Annotated in this window: 12 protein-coding genes; 3 read left to right on the forward strand and 9 right to left on the reverse strand. The window is 65.1% G+C overall.

The genetic code is table 11. The features are described from left to right. Together FHS48_RS00005 and FHS48_RS00010 are read left to right on the forward strand one after the other, a co-directional pair. A partial coding sequence (locus tag FHS48_RS00005) for a methyl-accepting chemotaxis protein (protein ID WP_311769049.1) occupies positions 1–1,568 on the forward strand: 1,568 nt, incomplete at its 5' end. A 150-nt stretch (positions 1,569–1,718) separates the two neighbouring features. Then, positions 1,719–3,194, forward strand: coding sequence for a methyl-accepting chemotaxis protein (locus FHS48_RS00010; protein ID WP_184259706.1), 1,476 nt, complete (start codon positions 1,719–1,721; stop codon positions 3,192–3,194). A gap of 9 nt (positions 3,195–3,203) precedes the next feature. Here FHS48_RS00010 and FHS48_RS00015 read toward each other — a convergent pair whose 3' ends face one another. Next, positions 3,204–3,671, reverse strand: a complete 468-nt coding sequence (locus FHS48_RS00015; RefSeq protein ID WP_184259709.1) for an Lrp/AsnC family transcriptional regulator — start codon at positions 3,669–3,671, stop codon at positions 3,204–3,206. Positions 3,672–3,816: 145 nt separating this feature from the next. Here FHS48_RS00015 and FHS48_RS00020 point away from each other — a divergent pair, with 145 nt between their 5' ends. Continuing rightward, a complete protein-coding gene (locus FHS48_RS00020; protein WP_184259712.1) occupies positions 3,817–4,857 on the forward strand; it encodes a zinc-dependent alcohol dehydrogenase family protein in 1,041 nt (346 codons plus the stop codon). 450 nt (positions 4,858–5,307) lie between these two features. On the opposite strand, the gene rpe is transcribed toward FHS48_RS00020, so the two are convergent. From rpe to FHS48_RS00060, 8 genes are all read right to left on the reverse strand, one after another. Beyond that, the gene (gene rpe / locus FHS48_RS00025; protein ID WP_184259714.1) at positions 5,308–5,949 is read right to left on the reverse strand and encodes a ribulose-phosphate 3-epimerase; all 642 of its coding nucleotides are present in this window, start codon (positions 5,947–5,949) and stop codon (positions 5,308–5,310) included. A gap of 101 nt (positions 5,950–6,050) precedes the next feature. Continuing rightward, positions 6,051–7,115 carry a class II fructose-bisphosphate aldolase gene (gene fba, locus FHS48_RS00030; protein ID WP_184259717.1) on the reverse strand — a complete coding sequence of 355 codons (1,065 nt, stop codon included), beginning with the start codon at positions 7,113–7,115 and terminating at the stop codon, positions 6,051–6,053. Positions 7,116–7,196: 81 nt separating this feature from the next. Continuing rightward, on the reverse strand, positions 7,197–9,179 hold the full coding sequence (gene tkt / locus FHS48_RS00035) for a transketolase (RefSeq protein WP_184259720.1): 1,983 nt from the start codon (positions 9,177–9,179) through the stop codon (positions 7,197–7,199). 144 nt (positions 9,180–9,323) lie between these two features. Continuing rightward, positions 9,324–10,304: a phosphoribulokinase gene (locus FHS48_RS00040; protein ID WP_221443304.1), complete on the reverse strand. Its 981-nt coding sequence runs from the start codon at positions 10,302–10,304 to the stop codon at positions 9,324–9,326. Then, a complete protein-coding gene (glpX, locus tag FHS48_RS00045; protein WP_311769050.1) occupies positions 10,301–11,308 on the reverse strand; it encodes a class II fructose-bisphosphatase in 1,008 nt (335 codons plus the stop codon). The genes FHS48_RS00040 and glpX overlap by 4 nt, the downstream gene beginning before the upstream one ends. 159 nt (positions 11,309–11,467) lie before the next feature. Beyond that, a complete protein-coding gene (locus tag FHS48_RS00050) occupies positions 11,468–12,295 on the reverse strand; it encodes a substrate-binding periplasmic protein (RefSeq protein WP_184259723.1) in 828 nt (275 codons plus the stop codon). A gap of 102 nt (positions 12,296–12,397) precedes the next feature. After that, positions 12,398–13,060, reverse strand: a complete 663-nt coding sequence (locus FHS48_RS00055; RefSeq protein WP_184259726.1) for a response regulator transcription factor — start codon at positions 13,058–13,060, stop codon at positions 12,398–12,400. A gap of 240 nt (positions 13,061–13,300) precedes the next feature. Continuing rightward, positions 13,301–15,718, reverse strand: coding sequence for a PAS domain S-box protein (locus FHS48_RS00060; protein WP_184259729.1), 2,418 nt, complete (start codon positions 15,716–15,718; stop codon positions 13,301–13,303). Positions 15,719–15,770: the final 52 nt, after the last annotated feature.

The following is a 15,770-nucleotide window of genomic DNA, read 5'->3' on the forward strand; positions in this document are numbered from 1 at the left end:
TCTGTTCCTCTGAAAATCTGCTGCGCTTCATATCGTCCGTCCTCTCGATGGGCGGACTCTACTTTAAACTGGAGGAGTTTTCTCGAGGCAGGTCAGGCGCATTGAAAGAAAACGGGCACATTATCGCGGCTATCAGCCGATCCAATGCTATCGCTGAATTTGATCTGTCAGGAAAAGTTCTGACTGCGAATGATATTTTCCTGACACTGACCGGCTACGGTCTGTCTGAAATCGTCGGGCAGTCCCATACTCTGCTGACCCCTGATCAGCCGCAGACGGCCAGCGGGGAAGAGTACGGCCTGTGGGATCAGCTGCGGCAGGGCATTCCCTGTTCCGGGATCTTCCGCCGGATGACCCGGAACGGCGCCGCCCTGTGGATCCGGGGCAGCTACATGCCGGTGATGAACGGCGGCAACCGCCCGTATAAGGTGGTCCTGCTGGCCACGGATATCACCGCCGACCGGCGGCAGACGCTGGACCAGTCCGGGCAGATCGACGCCATCAACCGGTCTCAGGCGGTCATTCACTTCAGCACCGACGGCACCGTCCAATGGGCCAATGACAATTTTCTGGCCGCCCTTGGCTACACCCTGCCCGAGGTGGCGGGGCAGCACCACAGCCTGTTCCTCGATCCGGCGGAGCGGGACACCCCGGCCTACCGCGCCTTCTGGGATACCCTGCGCCGGGGGGAATACCACGTCGGAGAATTCCGCCGCCGGGGCAAGGGCGGCAACGATGTGTGGATTCTGGCCAGCTATAACCCGATCTTCGATGACTGCGGCACTTTGGTGAAGGTGGTCAAATTCGCCACCGACATCACCCCGCAGATCCAGCGGCGGCAGGCCCGTGCCCAGACCCAGAAACAGATCGACGGCGAGCTGACCGATGTGGTGCAGGCGATCACCGCCGCCACCGATCAGGCCGGGCAGATTTCCGCCGCCGCCACACGCTCGGCGGAAACGGTTCAGGCCATGGCATCAGGGGCAGAGGAACTGTCAGCCTCGGTCGGCGAAATCAGCCAGCAGGTGGCACAGGCGCTGGAGATTTCGACGGCGGCCGTGGAACAGGCCACCCATACCAACCGGGTGGTTTCTGACCTGACGCAGGCTGCTGAACACATCAGCACCGTGGTCGGGCTGATCAACACCATCTCCAGCCAGACCAACCTGCTGGCCCTGAATGCCACCATTGAGGCCGCCCGCGCCGGTGAAGCCGGGAAAGGATTCGCCGTGGTCGCCAGCGAGGTGAAAAACCTTGCGACCCAGACCGGCCGGGCCACCGAGGAAATCTCCCGCCAGATCAGCACGGTCCAGCAGAACACCCGCGAAGCTGTCGCCGCCATTCAGGGCATTGCCGGGACCATCGCCCGGATCAATGCCATCTCGACGGCGATTTCCGCCGCCGTGGAAGAACAGACCGCCGTCACCCGTGACCTGTCCGCCAGCATGCAAAGCACCAGCGCCGGGGTTGCCACCATCACCGACAACATCGGTCAGGTCGCCACCGGCCTCAACAGCATTCTGGGCGCATCGGAACGGGTGAAGGGGCAGAGTGCCTCGCTGCTGTAAGGAAAAGCATGCCGGATGGCGCCGAAACAGCGGGGCGCCAATATTCATACGTATTCACGCATTTTTATACCTTTTTATATCCCCCTTTCCGTACCGGAACCCTTCACACTGGCCGGTAAAATGCCACCGCGGGAAGAGGGAAGGCGCACCATGCTCGGACGCAACCAGACCGAAAAACAAACCCTGCGGGCACTGGATCAATCCCACGCCATCATCACCTTTGCCCCGGATGGCATCATCCTGGATGCCAATCCTAATTTTCTGGGCATGATGGGCTATTCCCTGCCGGAGCTGCGCGGGCGTCATCATTCGGTCCTGCTGCCGGACGACCTGCGGGATGACCCCGGCACCTGCACCCTGTGGCAGCGCCTGAACCGGGGCGAGAGCGTTACCGACCAGGTCCGCCGCCGCAACCGCCACGGGGCCGATGTCTGGATCCGGGCGGTGTATTCACCGGTCAGGGATCCATCCGGAACGGTCATCAAAATCATCAAAACCGCCACCGACCAGACCACGGAACAGCTGGCCTCGCTGGCCAGCGAGGCCCTGATCCGCGCCATCAGCCGGTCGCAGGCGGTGATCCAGTTCTCGCCGGACGGCATCATTCTGGAGGCCAACCCGCTGTTTCTGGAAACCTTCGGCTACGGGCTCGCTGATATTGTCGGCCAGCATCACCGCATGTTCGTCCCCGGCCCGGACGCCACCTCTGCGGCCTATCAACAGTTCTGGGCATCGCTGCGGACCGGACAGGCGGAAACCGCCGAGTTTCTACGGATGGGCCGGGACGGACGGCAGATCTGGATTCATGCCACCTATACCCCGGTCTGTGATTCCGGCGGGCGGGTGATCAAGGTGGTCAAAATCGCCAGCAACATCACCGCCGACGTCGAAGAACGCCAGCGCCGGGCGCTGGTCCAGCAGCGGATCGATCAGGAGCTGGCCACCGTCATTTCCATCCTTGACCGCGCCACCGGCCAATCCGCCGATGTGGCGGAAGATGCCGCCCGGTCATCGGGGACTGTCGCCGGATTGACAGCGGACTCCGGGCAGATTGCCACCACCCTGACCGAGATTACCCGGCAGATGGAACAGGCCGCACACGTTGCCGCCGAGGCCGTGGACCGGGCCCAGCACACCGACCGGACCGTGACCGCCCTGATGGACGCCAGCAACCGGATCGGTACGGTGCTGGACATGATTGCGGCCATCGCCAGCCAGACCAATCTTCTGGCCCTGAACGCCACCATCGAAGCGGCCCGGGCCGGAGATGCCGGGAAAGGCTTCGCCGTGGTCGCCGAGGAGGTGAAAGCCCTGTCTCAGCAGACCCGGCAGGCCACGGCCGAGATTGCCACCCAGATCACCCGCGTGCAAAAGGATACACAGGATGTCGCCGGGGCCATCGGCGGCGTAGCCGACAGCATCAGCCAGATCAGCACCCTGTCCACCAGTCTGGCCGGGGCCATCACGGCACAGGGGGACAAAGCCCGGACCATGAGGGAGTCCATGCAGTCAGCGTCGGAGACGGTCAACCGGATCTCCAGCCGGATTACCGAAGTTTCCGACGGGCTGAAGGATATTCACGGCGCGTCGCTGCGGATCAAGGAACAGAGCCAGTCTCTGGAATAGGCCACCCCCTCAGGGCTCAATCGGCAGCAGGTTGGAGGCTTTCAGCTCACGCAGGGACAGGTTGGAGCGGATGCTGGTGACCCCGGGCAGAAACCGCAGGACGGTTTCGACGAACTGGCTGTAATCATCCAGATCCTTCGCCACCACCACCAGCAGATAGTCGGCCTCTCCCGTTGTATTGTGACAGGAGAGGACGTTGGCGCTGGCCAGAACCGCCTGATGAAACGCCCGCGTCGCCTTTTCATCATGCTGGACGCAGCCAATCTGGACAAAGGCCATCACCCCCAGCCCCAGCTTCCGGCGGTTGAGAACGGCCTGATAGCCTTCAATAATCCCCGCCTCCTCAAGGCGCTTCAGCCGTCGCCAGCACGGCGTCTCACTCAGACCGAGGTCACTGGCCAGTCTGGCGTTGGAAAGACGACCATCTTTCTGTAACCGGGCAAGAATCTCGGCATCCACTCTGTCTATTTCAGACATTTCGGCAAACTCTTTCTTCTGCTGGCTTCTTTCAGGAAGAATGCCCCTGAAAGCGGGCCGCTGGAAGCCCCTTCGGCAAGACCCTTCCGGCCGATTCCAGATATCCTGTCCGGATCTGCCGAACCCGGGACAGGAGACCCCCCAGATGAAAGCCGTGCTGTATACCGCCTTCAACGAACGCCCACAGATCACCCGCCTGCCGGACCCGACACCGGACCCGCATGGCGTGGTGGTGCGGGTGATGGCCACCGGCGTCTGCCGCAGTGACTGGCACGGCTGGGTCGGCCATGACCCGGATATCGCCCTGCCGCATGTGCCGGGGCACGAACTGGCCGGGGTGATTGAGGCGGTGGGCAAGGATGTCCGGCGCTGGAAGGTCGGGGACCGCGTGACCGTGCCCTTCGTCGGCGGCTGCGGGCACTGCCCGGAATGCCACGCCGGACACCAGCAGGTGTGCCATGACCAGTTTCAGCCCGGCTTCACCCACTGGGGATCCTTTGCCGAATATGTGTCGATCCACCGGGCCGACCTGAATCTGGTCGCCCTGCCGGACTCTGTCTCCTTCGCCACGGCGGCCAGTCTGGGCTGCCGGTTCGTCACCTCGTTCCGGGCGGTGGTCGATCAGGGCAAGGTTGCCGCCGGGCAATGGGTGGCGGTGCATGGCTGCGGCGGGGTCGGCCTGTCCGCGATCATGATCGCCAGCGCCCTCGGGGCCAATGTCGTCGCCGTTGATATCGCCGAAGACAAACTGGCGCTGGCCAGAGCCGTCGGTGCCGATATCACCGTCAATGCCGGTACGGTGGCCTCGGTCCCCGAGGCGGTGAGGGAAGCCACAGGCGGCGGTGCCCATGTCTCCCTCGACGCCCTCGGCCACCCGACCACCTGTTTCAACTCCATCCTGTCGCTGCGGCGGCGCGGCAAGCATGTGCAGGTCGGGCTGATGCTGGCCGACCACAGCACCCCGGCGGTGCCGATGAGCCGGGTGATTGCCCATGAGCTGGAAATTCTCGGCAGCCACGGCATGCAGGCCCACCGCTATGACGTGATGATGCCGATGATCCTGTCCGGGAAACTGAAACCGGAACGGCTGATCGGGGCGGAAATCAGTCTGGAACAGTCCATCGACGCCCTGATCAGCATGGACTCGTTCCGGGGCACCGGCACCACGGTTGTCACCACGTTCTGAGGGCGGGACCGGGAGGGGCCTGCGTCGGACAACCGCCCGATCCCTTCTGGGGATGATATCCCCAGATCCCTGTTTCTTTTTTCAGAAAACAAAGGGGAGGTCTGGAGGCTTCCGCCTCCAGACGGGTCCGGGCAGTCGCCCGTTCGCGACAGCGAAAGGACCGTCTTCTCCGAAGATCCACGGTCACTCTAAACCAACCTTGTACGGGGCCATGAAAATGGCCCCGTCCGGCGGCCCCACGGGCCGCGTCCTTTGAAAAACCATGTACGGGGCCATGAAAATGGCCCCGTACTGGCCAAAGTACGGGGCCGTTTCCCATCCCCGGGGCCAATCCCGAAAGATCGGCCGTCAGGGTGGTCCGCCGGACCCGGGAGACGCACAACCCCGGCCCGGAAGCACTATGATCAGTCAGCGCCGCAACGGCAGCCCTGCCGGGATTCCGGCAAGGCCTCAGCCACGCAGCGCCGAAATGTTAGCGGCATAGGTCCCGTTTTTGAAGACGGCACTGCCCGCCACCAGCACGTTGGCCCCGGCAGCGGTACAGAGCGGGGCGGTCTCCGGCGTCACGCCGCCGTCCACTTCCAGCTCAATCGGGCGGTCGCCGATCATCTGCTTCAGACGGCGGATCTTTTCCACCTGAGAGTGGATGAACGACTGGCCGCCGAAGCCGGGGTTCACCGACATCACCAGAATCAGATCAACGGAATCCAGCACGTATTCCACCACCGATTCCGGAGTCGCCGGATTCAGCGACACCCCGGCCTTCTTGCCGAAGGAGCGGATCAGCTGAAGGGTGCGGTGCAGGTGCTTTCCGGCCTCGGCATGCACGGTGATGATGTCCGACCCCGCCTTGGCGAAGGCTTCGACATAGGGGTCAACCGGGTCGATCATCAGATGCACATCAAACACCTTGGCGGTGTGCGGGCGCAGCGCCTGCACCACCGCCGGGCCGATGGTGATATTGGGCACATAGTGGCCGTCCATCACGTCGATATGGATGTAGTCGGCCCCGGCGGCGTCGATGGCGCGCACTTCCTCGCCCAGACGGGCGAAATCGGCAGACAGGATGCTGGGAGAAATCTTGACGGTCATGGCAGGATCCGGCGTCGGGGAGAAACGGGATATAGGGTCAGACTTGAAACGGCGAAAGGGCCGCCCCGCAGGGGGCAGCCCTTTCCCGTGGAACCGGACCCTTAGGCGAACTTCGGATCCAGAGAACCGTCAGCGTACCGCTTGGCCATATCCGCCAGCGGGATCGCCTTGATCTTGGAGGCCTTACCGGCCGCCTGGAAGCGTTCGAAGCGGTCAGCGCACAGCTTTTCCATGGCGTCCATCGCCGGCTTCATGTAGCCGCGCGGATCGAATTCCGACTTCTTCTCGGCGAAGACCTTGCGGATCGCCCCGGTGATCGCCATGCGGTTGTCGGTGTCGATGTTGATCTTACGGACGCCGTACTTGATGCCTTCTTCGATTTCTTCCAGCGGCACGCCGAAGGTCTGCGGCATTTCACCACCGTACTGGTTGATGATGTCCTGAAGATCCTGCGGCACCGAGGAAGACCCGTGCATCACCAGATGGGTGTTCGGGCACTTGGCGTTGATCGCCTTCACCACGTTCATGGCGAGGATATCGCCGGTCGGCTTGCGGGTGAACTTGTAGGCGCCATGGCTGGTGCCGATGGCCACCGCCAGCGCATCGACCTTGGTACGGGCGATGAAGTCAGCGGCCTGATCCGGATCGGTCAGCAGCTGGGAGTGGTCGAGGGTGCCTTCGAAGCCGTGGCCGTCTTCCTTGTCGCCCTGCCCGGTTTCCAGCGAGCCGAGGCAGCCCAGTTCGCCTTCCACCGACACACCGACCATGTGCGACATGCGGGTGACGTCAGCGGTGACGGTGACGTTGTAGTCGTAGGAGGCCGGGGTCTTGGCGTCTTCTTCCAGCGAGCCGTCCATCATGACGGAGGTGAAGCCGCTCATCACCGCCGACATGCAGGTGGAGCCGCTGTTGCCGTGGTCCTGATGCATGCAGACCGGGATTTCCGGGTACATTTCGGTCACCGCCAGAATCATGTGCTTGATCATGATGTCGCCGGCGTACTTGCGGGCACCGCGGCTGGCCTGAAGAATCACCGGCGCGTTGGTCTTGCGCGCGGCGTTCATGATCGCCAGCACCTGTTCCATGTTGTTCACGTTGAACGCCGGCATGCCGTAAGAATATTCGGCGGCATGGTCCAGCAGCTGGCGCAGGGTAATGACGGGCATTGCAGTCTCTCCTAAAGCGGTCTGCGGTTTATGCACCCCGGGGCGGCATGGCCTCCGCCCCGGGATGTCGGTTTTGTAACGTTAAGCCTTCACCAGCTCTTCCGCCTTGGCGGCGACGGCGTCGGCAGTGATGCCGAACAGCTCGTACAGCTTTTCCGCCGGGGCCGAAGCGCCGAAGCCGGTCATGCCGATCACCGCGCCGTCCAGCCCGGTGTAACGGTCCCAGCCGAAGGTGGACAGGGCTTCCACCGCCACCCGCGGGGCATCGCCCAGCACGGCCTTGCGGTAGGCCACCGGCTGGGCATCAAACAGCTCCCAGCACGGCATGGAGACGACAGCGGCCTTCACGCCCCTGGCGGCCAGCAGATCGCGGGCCTTCACGGCGATTTCCACTTCAGAGCCGGAGGCCAGCAGGGTGACATCGCGGGCACCGTCGGTTTCGGACAGCACATAGGCGCCCTTGGCCGACAGGTTGACGGAAGCGTCATCGCGCAGGCACGGCAGGTTCTGGCGCGACAGGGCCAGCAGGCTGGGGCCGGTCGCGTTTTCCAGCGAGATCTGCCAACACTCGGCGGTTTCCACCACGTCAGCCGGGCGGAACACCAGCAGGTTCGGCATGGCGCGCAGGCTGGCGACATGTTCCACCGGCTGGTGGGTCGGGCCGTCTTCACCCAGACCGATCGAGTCATGGGTCATGACATAGATGGTGCGGATGCCCATCAGCGCCGCCATGCGGATCGCCGGGCGGGCATAGTCGGTGAACACCAGGAAGGTGCCGCCGTAGGGGATGAAGCCGCCGTGCAGGGCCAGACCGTTCATCACCGAGGCCATACCGTGTTCGCGCACGCCGTAGTGGATGTAATTGCCACCCATGGCGTCCGGCAGGACCGATTTCATGTCCTTGGTGACGGTCAGGTTGGAATGGGTCAGGTCGGCAGAGCCGCCGACGATGGTCGGCAGGGCCGGAACGATGACTTCCAGCGCCATCTGGCTGGCCTTGCGGGTGGCGACCTTGGTCTTTTCCGCGATGGCCTTTTCCTTCAGCGCGGTCAGACCGGCATCCCAGCCCTGCGGCAGGGCCCCGGACAGGGCGGCATCGAAGGCAGCCTTGACGTCGGCCGGCAGGGCCGCCACGCGGGCATCCCATTCGGCACGGGCGGCAGCGCCACGGGCCCCGGCAGCCCGCCAGGCGGACAGCACGTCTTCCGGAATCTCGAACGGGGCATGCGGCCAGCCGAGCTTATCACGCATCCCGGCCAGTTCGGTGTCGCCCAGCGGCGCGCCGTGGGTCTTCTCGGTCCCGGCCAGAGTCGGGGCGCCGAAGCCGATCACGGTCTTACAGGCGATCATGGTCGGCTTGTCGGAGCTGCGGGCGGTTTCGATGGCGGCGGCCACAGCGTCCTGATCGTGGCCGTCAACGGCCAGCGTGTTCCAGCCGGCGGCGCGGAAGCGGGCATGCTGGTCTTCGGAGGTGGCCAGCGCCACGTCGCCGTCGATGCAGATCGAGTTGTCATCCCACAGCACGATCAGCTTGTTCAGCTTCCAGTGCCCGGCCATGGCAATCGCTTCCTGCGAGATGCCTTCCATCAGGCAGCCGTCCCCGGCGATGACATAGGTGAAGTGATCCACCGCAGCCTTGCCGTAACGGGCGGCCAGCATCTTTTCCGCCAGCGCGAAGCCGACGGCGTTGGTGATGCCCTGCCCCAGCGGGCCGGTGGTGGTTTCGGCCAGCGAGACATGGCCGTATTCCGGGTGACCGGCGGTCCTGGCGTTCAGCTGACGGAAGTTCTTCACTTCGTCGAGGGTGATGTCGGAATAGCCCAGCAGGTAGCCGAGGCTGTACAGCAGCATGGACCCATGGCCCGCCGACAGCACGAAGCGGTCGCGGTCCGCCCAGCGCGGGGCCGACGCGTCAAACTTCAGGAAGCGGGTGAACAGAACGGTGGCCACATCGGCCATGCCGAGCGGCATGCCGGGATGGCCGGACTTGGCCTTCTGCACCGCATCGGCGGACAGGAAACGGATCGCGTTGGCCATCTTGGCGTTCAGGGTCTGCATGGTCATTGTCCGGGGGCTCTTCAGTGACTCTCTGGTGCGGAGGGTGCGGGCGGAAAAACGCGGCGTGTCGGTTGGCGGATCTGCGCTGAGTGTGCAGTCTTGATTATGGCGTCATGAAGACGGTTTGTGCGGTCTGATACCGGATTCGGGTCAGATCGCATAGTGCCCCATTGCCGCTTTGATCAAATGATAGGTGATCAGCAGCTGCGACAGGGCCAGCGGATGGCTCATCCGGGTGTGCTGGTCCTCGTCCAGATACTGGCCGAGGTTGGCGCGCAGATGCCCGGCCTCCGGGATCAGATCCCACAGCAGGTCCTCCATCGCCTTGGCGCGGCGGTCCTCGACATCGCCCTCAATCTCCAGCACATCCACCGGCTTGCCGTCGATGTCGCGGGCCAGTTCCAGCCGGATACCGTTCTTGGCCCCTTCGACGATCGGCGTCAGATCCGGGTGTGGCAGGGTCGGGCGCAGAATGTGGCGGGCATTGAGGTTGTTGGTCCGCACCGGACTGACCGAGCCGTCGCGGCGGCGGAACGACAGCACCAGATCGGCAAAGGTCCGCTGCGGGCGGATGTGGGTCAGGGAGTCGCGCAGGCGGCGGTCCAGCTCGCGGCGGGCCTCGTCCTCGGTATAGCCGCGCTTGGCGATGTCGCGGCGCAGCTTCCACGCCGTGCGCAGTTCCTCTTCCGGCTCCAGATAGACCTTCACGTCGAAGCAGTCGCGCATGGCCCGGGTGGAATAGGTCAGCAGCCCCTCGACCAGAATGTAGTCCTTCGGCTCCACATAGACCGGGGCGCGCAGGGTGCCGTCGGAATGGTCGTAGACCGGCTTCAGGATCGCCCGCCCGGCGCGGAGCTGCTGGAGGTGCTGCTCCAGAATGTCCATGTAATTGGCCTGCGGATCAAACGGCGACAGGCCGCGCTCCGCCCGTTCCATGCGGGAATAGCGGTGGTAGTCATCGGTGCACAGCAGGGTCACCCGCTCCGGCCCGAAAATGGCGGCGATCCCGGCGGCCAGCGTGGTCTTCCCGGCCCCGGAGTCGCCGACGATCCCCAGAATCACCGGCTGTCCGGCCGGGCGGACCGGCAGGGTGGAGAGCGGCAGCTGTGGGGGCAGACGCGAGGACATCATGGCTGCGGCATCCCGGCTCCAGAAGCAGCCACGGAAACAGGGGCCACCGGTTGCCAGTTGCTGACCACCTGCCGCCCGCTGCCTTCGCCACACAGCAGCAGGGTTTCGGTCCGCACGCTGCGGCCCTGCCGTTCCACCCCCTGCAACAGCAGGCCGGTGGTGATGCCGGTGGCACAGAACACCACCTGATCGGAGCGGGCCAGATCCTCCGCCGCGTACCAGCGGTTGGTGTCGATTCCGGCGTCCTTGACCGCCATCCGCTCGCCGTTCAGCTGCGGATTCATCCGGCCATAAAACACCCCGCCCAGCGACCGGATGGCGCAGGCGGTGATAATCCCTTCCGGGGTGCCGCCGGTGCCCATCAGGCAATCAATGCCGGAATCGGGGATCGCCGCCATCAGCGCCCCGGCAATGTCCCCGGCCGGATAGAGGGCCACCCGGGCCCCGGCGGCGTAAATATCCTGAATCAGATCCCGATGACGGGGTTTTTCCAGCACGAACACCGTCAGGTCGTGCACCGGCTTACCGGTTTCGCGGGCCAGCACCGCCAGTTTCTGCGCCACGGTCATCGCTGGGTCGATCCGGCCGCGCACCGCCGGCGGACCGACGAACTTTTCCATGTAAAAGCAGGGACCGGGGCGGAACAGGGTGCCCTGCGGGGCCATCGCCAGCACCGCCAGTGCATTGGTCATCCCCCGGGCGAGGTAGGAGGTGCCTTCGACCGGATCAACCGCAATGTCAAAAGCCGGACAGCCAGCCGCACCGATCACATCCCCGGCCAGCAGGCTGGTGCCGTCGTCGCCCTGCCCGTCGCTGCCGCTTTCACCGACCACCACGGTGCCGCGCACCGGCAGGTTTGCCAGCTCCGCCCGCATGGCGGCCATGGCGGCGCGGTCGCCTTCCACCTTGTCGCCGCGCCCGATCCAGTCATAGGCCGCCCGCGCCGCCGCCTCGGTGGCAGCACGCATCCGGAACCCCAGAACCGACAGTTCCGCGTTGCTCACGCCAAACTCCTTAGGACCAGACACACACCATCAGGTAGAAGACCCCATCCGGGTGGGAGAGAACCACACCATCGGGCAGGATGCCACAAAAAACCATCCTTTTCCAAAGGTCACAGGACCCAAAGGTCACAGGAGGCCCGGTCAGAGGAGACCACCGGATCAGCGGGATACCGCGCGCAGGGCCTGCACCGCCTTTTCAATCCGGCCACTGGCGGCAATCTGGCGCAGCGCCTCCAGCACCGCCTCCCGGCTTTCCCCCTGCGCCGGAACCGCACAGGACACCGGCTCCGGCCGCATCAGCAGCAAGGGCACCGGAAACGGCTCCTGCGGCGGAACCGACCGGCTGCTCCAGCCGTACGTCATCCGGTTGACAATGCCATAGCGGGTGCGCCCGCGCGCCACCATCTTCAGGGCGGACCCTTCATCCGGGGCATCAGCCCGGGACAGACGGCCAGAGGCGAAGGCCTCCTCCAGCTCCGGATACAGATAGCCACGCACGGTGGCGATGGTTCCGGCCAGATCGGCCAGCGTTTCCGCCGGAACGCCGTTGACCACCGCCCCCGGGGCCATGGTGATCACCACATTCTGCTCGCTGAACAACGGAACCGACAGCACCACCCCCGGCCGCAGGTCAGCCGGGATCCACCCTTCCGCCAGCGTACAGAGAACATCGACCTGCCCCCCGGCCAACGCCGAAATCACCCGCTTGCGCGACACCGGCACCACCTCTGCCGGGCGGCCCAGCCGTTCCGCCACCATCCGCATCAGATCCGGCAACAGGCCGTTACCGAGGTCCCCGTCAATCCCGGCCCGGGGCGGGGCGGATCCTTCGGACAGACCGATCCGCAGCGGAGGAGCCTGAAGGGGAGAGGTCTGGAGCGGAGCGGTCTGGGCAGATGCGACATCCGGCCAGACCGGCAGACCCAGCAGACCGGCAGCCGCAGCACGCAGAACCCAAAACCCACAGCGCTGTCGCAGCGCCGCCATGACCCCTGGCTGTTTCCGGGACTGTTCCCGAAGCTGTTTCCGGTAATCCGCACCGGGATCCCGCGCCACACCTGTGCCCTGCTCCGCCACTCTGCCGCCTTTTCAGCGGCCGTCGCGCCCTTTCAGGTAATGCGCAACAGCCTGTGCCCGGTTGGAAACACCAAGCTTATCATACAGGTTCTTCAGATGAAACTTGACGGTGTTCAATGAAATATCCAGCTGGGCGGCAATCTGGGCATTGGTCAGCCCCCCGGCCAGCGCCGCCAGAAGTTCCTTTTCGCGCGGGGTCAGGCCGATAAAGGGGTCAGAGGCCAGCTGCGACACATCGACGAACGGGAACATCATCCGCCCGTCGGCCACCGCCGCCACTGTCTCCAGCAGCTGCGCCGGCGGGTCGGATTTAGAGCAGAACCCCGCCGCCCCCAGCGCCATGGCAACCCGGGGAATATCCGGGTTGCTCGACCCCGTGTAAACGATCAGGCGCGGCATATCGGCGCGGCCATGCAGGGCCTGCAACACTCCCCGGCCATCCAGATACGGCATTTCCCAGCCGATGATGCCGACATCAAAGCTGACCCGGTCAATCGACGACAGAAAACGTTCGCCGTCCGGCGTGGTGCCGACCAGCGCAAAGCGGTCGTCCCCGGCAAACAGTTTGATCAGGCTGCTCATCAGCAGCGGATTTTTTTCCGCGATGACGATTTCGATAGGGCGGCGGCGCTTGCCGGAGCCATCCCGGGTGCTGTCGGTCGTTTCTTCGGACATGCCCAATAAACTTTCACATACCCAAACGGCGCAGGAAGACTGCGCGGCCAGAACAGGTGGTGCCGGGCCAGTCACCGATACCCGGCCTGACCCTGCCCCGCAGCGGACACTGGACCGGCCCCGGCACGGTCCCCTCCCCACTTTGGTAGGGTGTACACTACCCTAAACCTGCCCCGGGTTTCCACCCTGATCAGCATGAGCAAAGCTGCACACACGGAGAAACCTCCGCCCGCCCCGCCCTTAGGTGTGGGAAGGTGCCGGACCGGTGCTGACCACATAGCGGGACTTGCCCTGATCCTTGGCCCGGTACATGGCGGCATCGGCCAGCCGCAGCAGGGTTTCCGCATCCCCGGCATGCTCCGGGGCCAGCGCGATCCCGATTGAGGCGGAAACGGCCCCGGTCAGCGGGCGGCCTTCGTGGGTGCCCAGCTCGAACGGCACCGACAGGCTGCGCAGGATCCGGTCCGCCACATCCCGCACGCAGGCTGTATCCTCAATCCCGCCCATGATCACGGTGAACTCATCGCCGCCCAGCCGGGCGACGGTATCGCTTTCCCGCACGCTGGAGGACAGCCGCCGCGCCGCCTCGCGCAGCAGAACATCCCCGGCGTCATGCCCCAGCGTGTCGTTAACCGCCTTGAAGCCGTCGAGATCAATGAACATCAGCGCCATCGGCTGGCCACTGCGGTGCATGGTCCGCACCGCCTGCCCCAGACGGTCGTGGAACAGCACGCGGTTGGGCAGGCCGGTCAGGCTGTCATAGGTGGCCTGATAGCGGATCCGCTCCTCATCCAGCTTGCGCTGGGTAATGTCGTTGACCACCAGCACCACGTGGCGGATATCCCCGCCGGGAGAGCGGATGCCCGACGCCGCCAGCCGGGCGGCAAACCGCCGTCCGTCCGGACGTTCCGCCCAGAATTCCTCCTCGGCATGCCCGGCACGGGCCAGTGCCTCCAGCAGGGCGGCCCAGCCGTATTCCGATCCGGTGAACAGAATCCGGTCCACCGTGCTGCCGGAGCGCGCCGGAATCCCGACAATACGGTCCAGCGCCGGGTTGGAGGCCGAAATGATCCCATCCGGACCACAGACCAGAATGCCTTCGGCGGTGGTTTCGAACACCGTCGCGGCGATCTTCAGGCGTTCCTCGACCATCCGCCGTTCGGTGATGTCGCGGACCACCACCACCGCGCCGGTGACGTCCTCCCCCGCACCACCCGGAATCGGGTTGGAGGTATATTCGGCAATAAAGGTGCTGCCGTCGCGGCGCATCAGGGTCATTTCCACCCGGTCGTGGAACACCCCGCGCCGCAAGGCCGCCCGCACCCGCACCGGCTGCCCGGCCCGGTCGCCATCCCCGTGGCGGAACACCTCGGTTGCCGACCGGCCGATCACATCACCGTGGACCCAGCCCAGCAGGCCGGTCATCGCCGGATTGGCGAAGGTGACGATGCCGTCGGCGTTGATCCCGAGAATCCCGTCCCCGGCCGCATTCAGCACGCCCTGACTTTCATGGGTCAGGCGACGCAGCTCGCGGGTCCGTTCCTCCACCTGCCGTTCCAGATCCTCGGTATAACGGCGCTCGGCCTGTTCCGCCCGGCGGCGGTCGGTGATGTCGCGGATCACCCCGGTCTGAAAGCTCTGACGGCCCAGCCGCAGGGCGCTGAAGGTCACCGCCGCCGGGAACAGGGTGCCATCAGCCCGGCGGGCCATGTGGTCCAGTTCCATGCCCGGCATCGGCAGCACCACGGAATCGTCCGGTTCCGGCAGAAACCGGCTGACCGGGGAGCCGATCGCCTCATCCGCCCGCAGGCCGAACATCCGCTCCGCCGCCACGTTGAAGGTCTGCACCACCCCGGCACTGTCGATGGTGACGATGGCATCGGCAACGGTGTTGAGAATTCCCTTCAGGCGGGCCTCGCGCTCCCGCACCCCTTCGGCGGCGCGGACCCGGGCACTGATGTCGCGGGCCTCCAGCACATGGGTACGGGTGCCCGGCAGGGCCACCACCCGGGCCTCGGCATCCAGCCCTTCACCGTCAGCGGTCATCAGCTTCAGCAGCAGAAGACCCGGTTCCTCGCTCAGGGTATCCAGCCCAAGGTCCAGCAGGGCGTGGTAGTCGGGGTGGATGATCCGGTCCAGCGTCTGCCCGACCACCGACTCCAGAGACGGCAGGCGCAGCACCTGCACCGCCGAGGCATTGACCATGGTGATGCGGCCGTTGGTGATCACCACCATCGCATCCAGCGCCAGATCGACCAGTGCCCGGTAACGCTGCTCGCTGGCCATCACCTCGCGGATCGTCTTCATGCGGTCGGTCAGGTCGCGGGCGTGCACAAAGTAGAGGTCGGACTCGCCCTCCAGCACCGTGACCCGGACCTCGCACTCCATCTGGCTGCCGTCATTGCGCAGCAGCAGCATCGGGATTGCCCCCTCCCCCGCCACATCGGCCAGCCCGTCCTCGAACACCGGGCGGTAATCGCCGCCGGTCAGTTCGGCAAAGCTGCGCCCCAGCAGGTCCGACTCCGCCGTGACCCGCAGGGCCTGCAACGCCACCGCATTCACCGACAGAATCTGCCCGCCCTGACACAGAAAAGCCGGGTCAGGCAGGCACCCCATCAGATGCCGGTACGATGCATATATGTGCGACAGGACCGTCATCGGCGACAGCGGCTTCCCCCCTTAATCCCCTGTGCGGATACGACGCCGCGGC

The sequence above is a fragment of the Novispirillum itersonii genome (genome assembly GCF_014205675.1).
GTDB classification, from domain to species: Bacteria; Pseudomonadota; Alphaproteobacteria; order Rhodospirillales; family Rhodospirillaceae; genus Novispirillum; species Novispirillum itersonii_A.

What these genes read in the sequence shown, in the direction of transcription:
- FHS48_RS00040 (WP_221443304.1), bottom strand. Translation starts at nt 10,304, where the DNA reads ATGATGTCCTCGCGTCTGCCCCCACAGCTGCCGCTCTCCACCCTGCCG.
- FHS48_RS00060 (WP_184259729.1), bottom strand. Translation starts at nt 15,718, where the DNA reads ATGACGGTCCTGTCGCACATATATGCATCGTACCGGCATCTGATGGGG.
- FHS48_RS00015 (WP_184259709.1), bottom strand. Translation starts at nt 3,671, where the DNA reads ATGTCTGAAATAGACAGAGTGGATGCCGAGATTCTTGCCCGGTTACAG.
- rpe (WP_184259714.1), bottom strand. Translation starts at nt 5,949, where the DNA reads ATGACCGTCAAGATTTCTCCCAGCATCCTGTCTGCCGATTTCGCCCGT.
- fba (WP_184259717.1), bottom strand. Translation starts at nt 7,115, where the DNA reads ATGCCCGTCATTACCCTGCGCCAGCTGCTGGACCATGCCGCCGAATAT.
- tkt (WP_184259720.1), bottom strand. Translation starts at nt 9,179, where the DNA reads ATGACCATGCAGACCCTGAACGCCAAGATGGCCAACGCGATCCGTTTC.
- FHS48_RS00010 (WP_184259706.1), top strand. Translation starts at nt 1,719, where the DNA reads ATGCTCGGACGCAACCAGACCGAAAAACAAACCCTGCGGGCACTGGAT.
- FHS48_RS00050 (WP_184259723.1), bottom strand. Translation starts at nt 12,295, where the DNA reads ATGGCGGCGCTGCGACAGCGCTGTGGGTTTTGGGTTCTGCGTGCTGCG.
- FHS48_RS00020 (WP_184259712.1), top strand. Translation starts at nt 3,817, where the DNA reads ATGAAAGCCGTGCTGTATACCGCCTTCAACGAACGCCCACAGATCACC.
- FHS48_RS00055 (WP_184259726.1), bottom strand. Translation starts at nt 13,060, where the DNA reads ATGTCCGAAGAAACGACCGACAGCACCCGGGATGGCTCCGGCAAGCGC.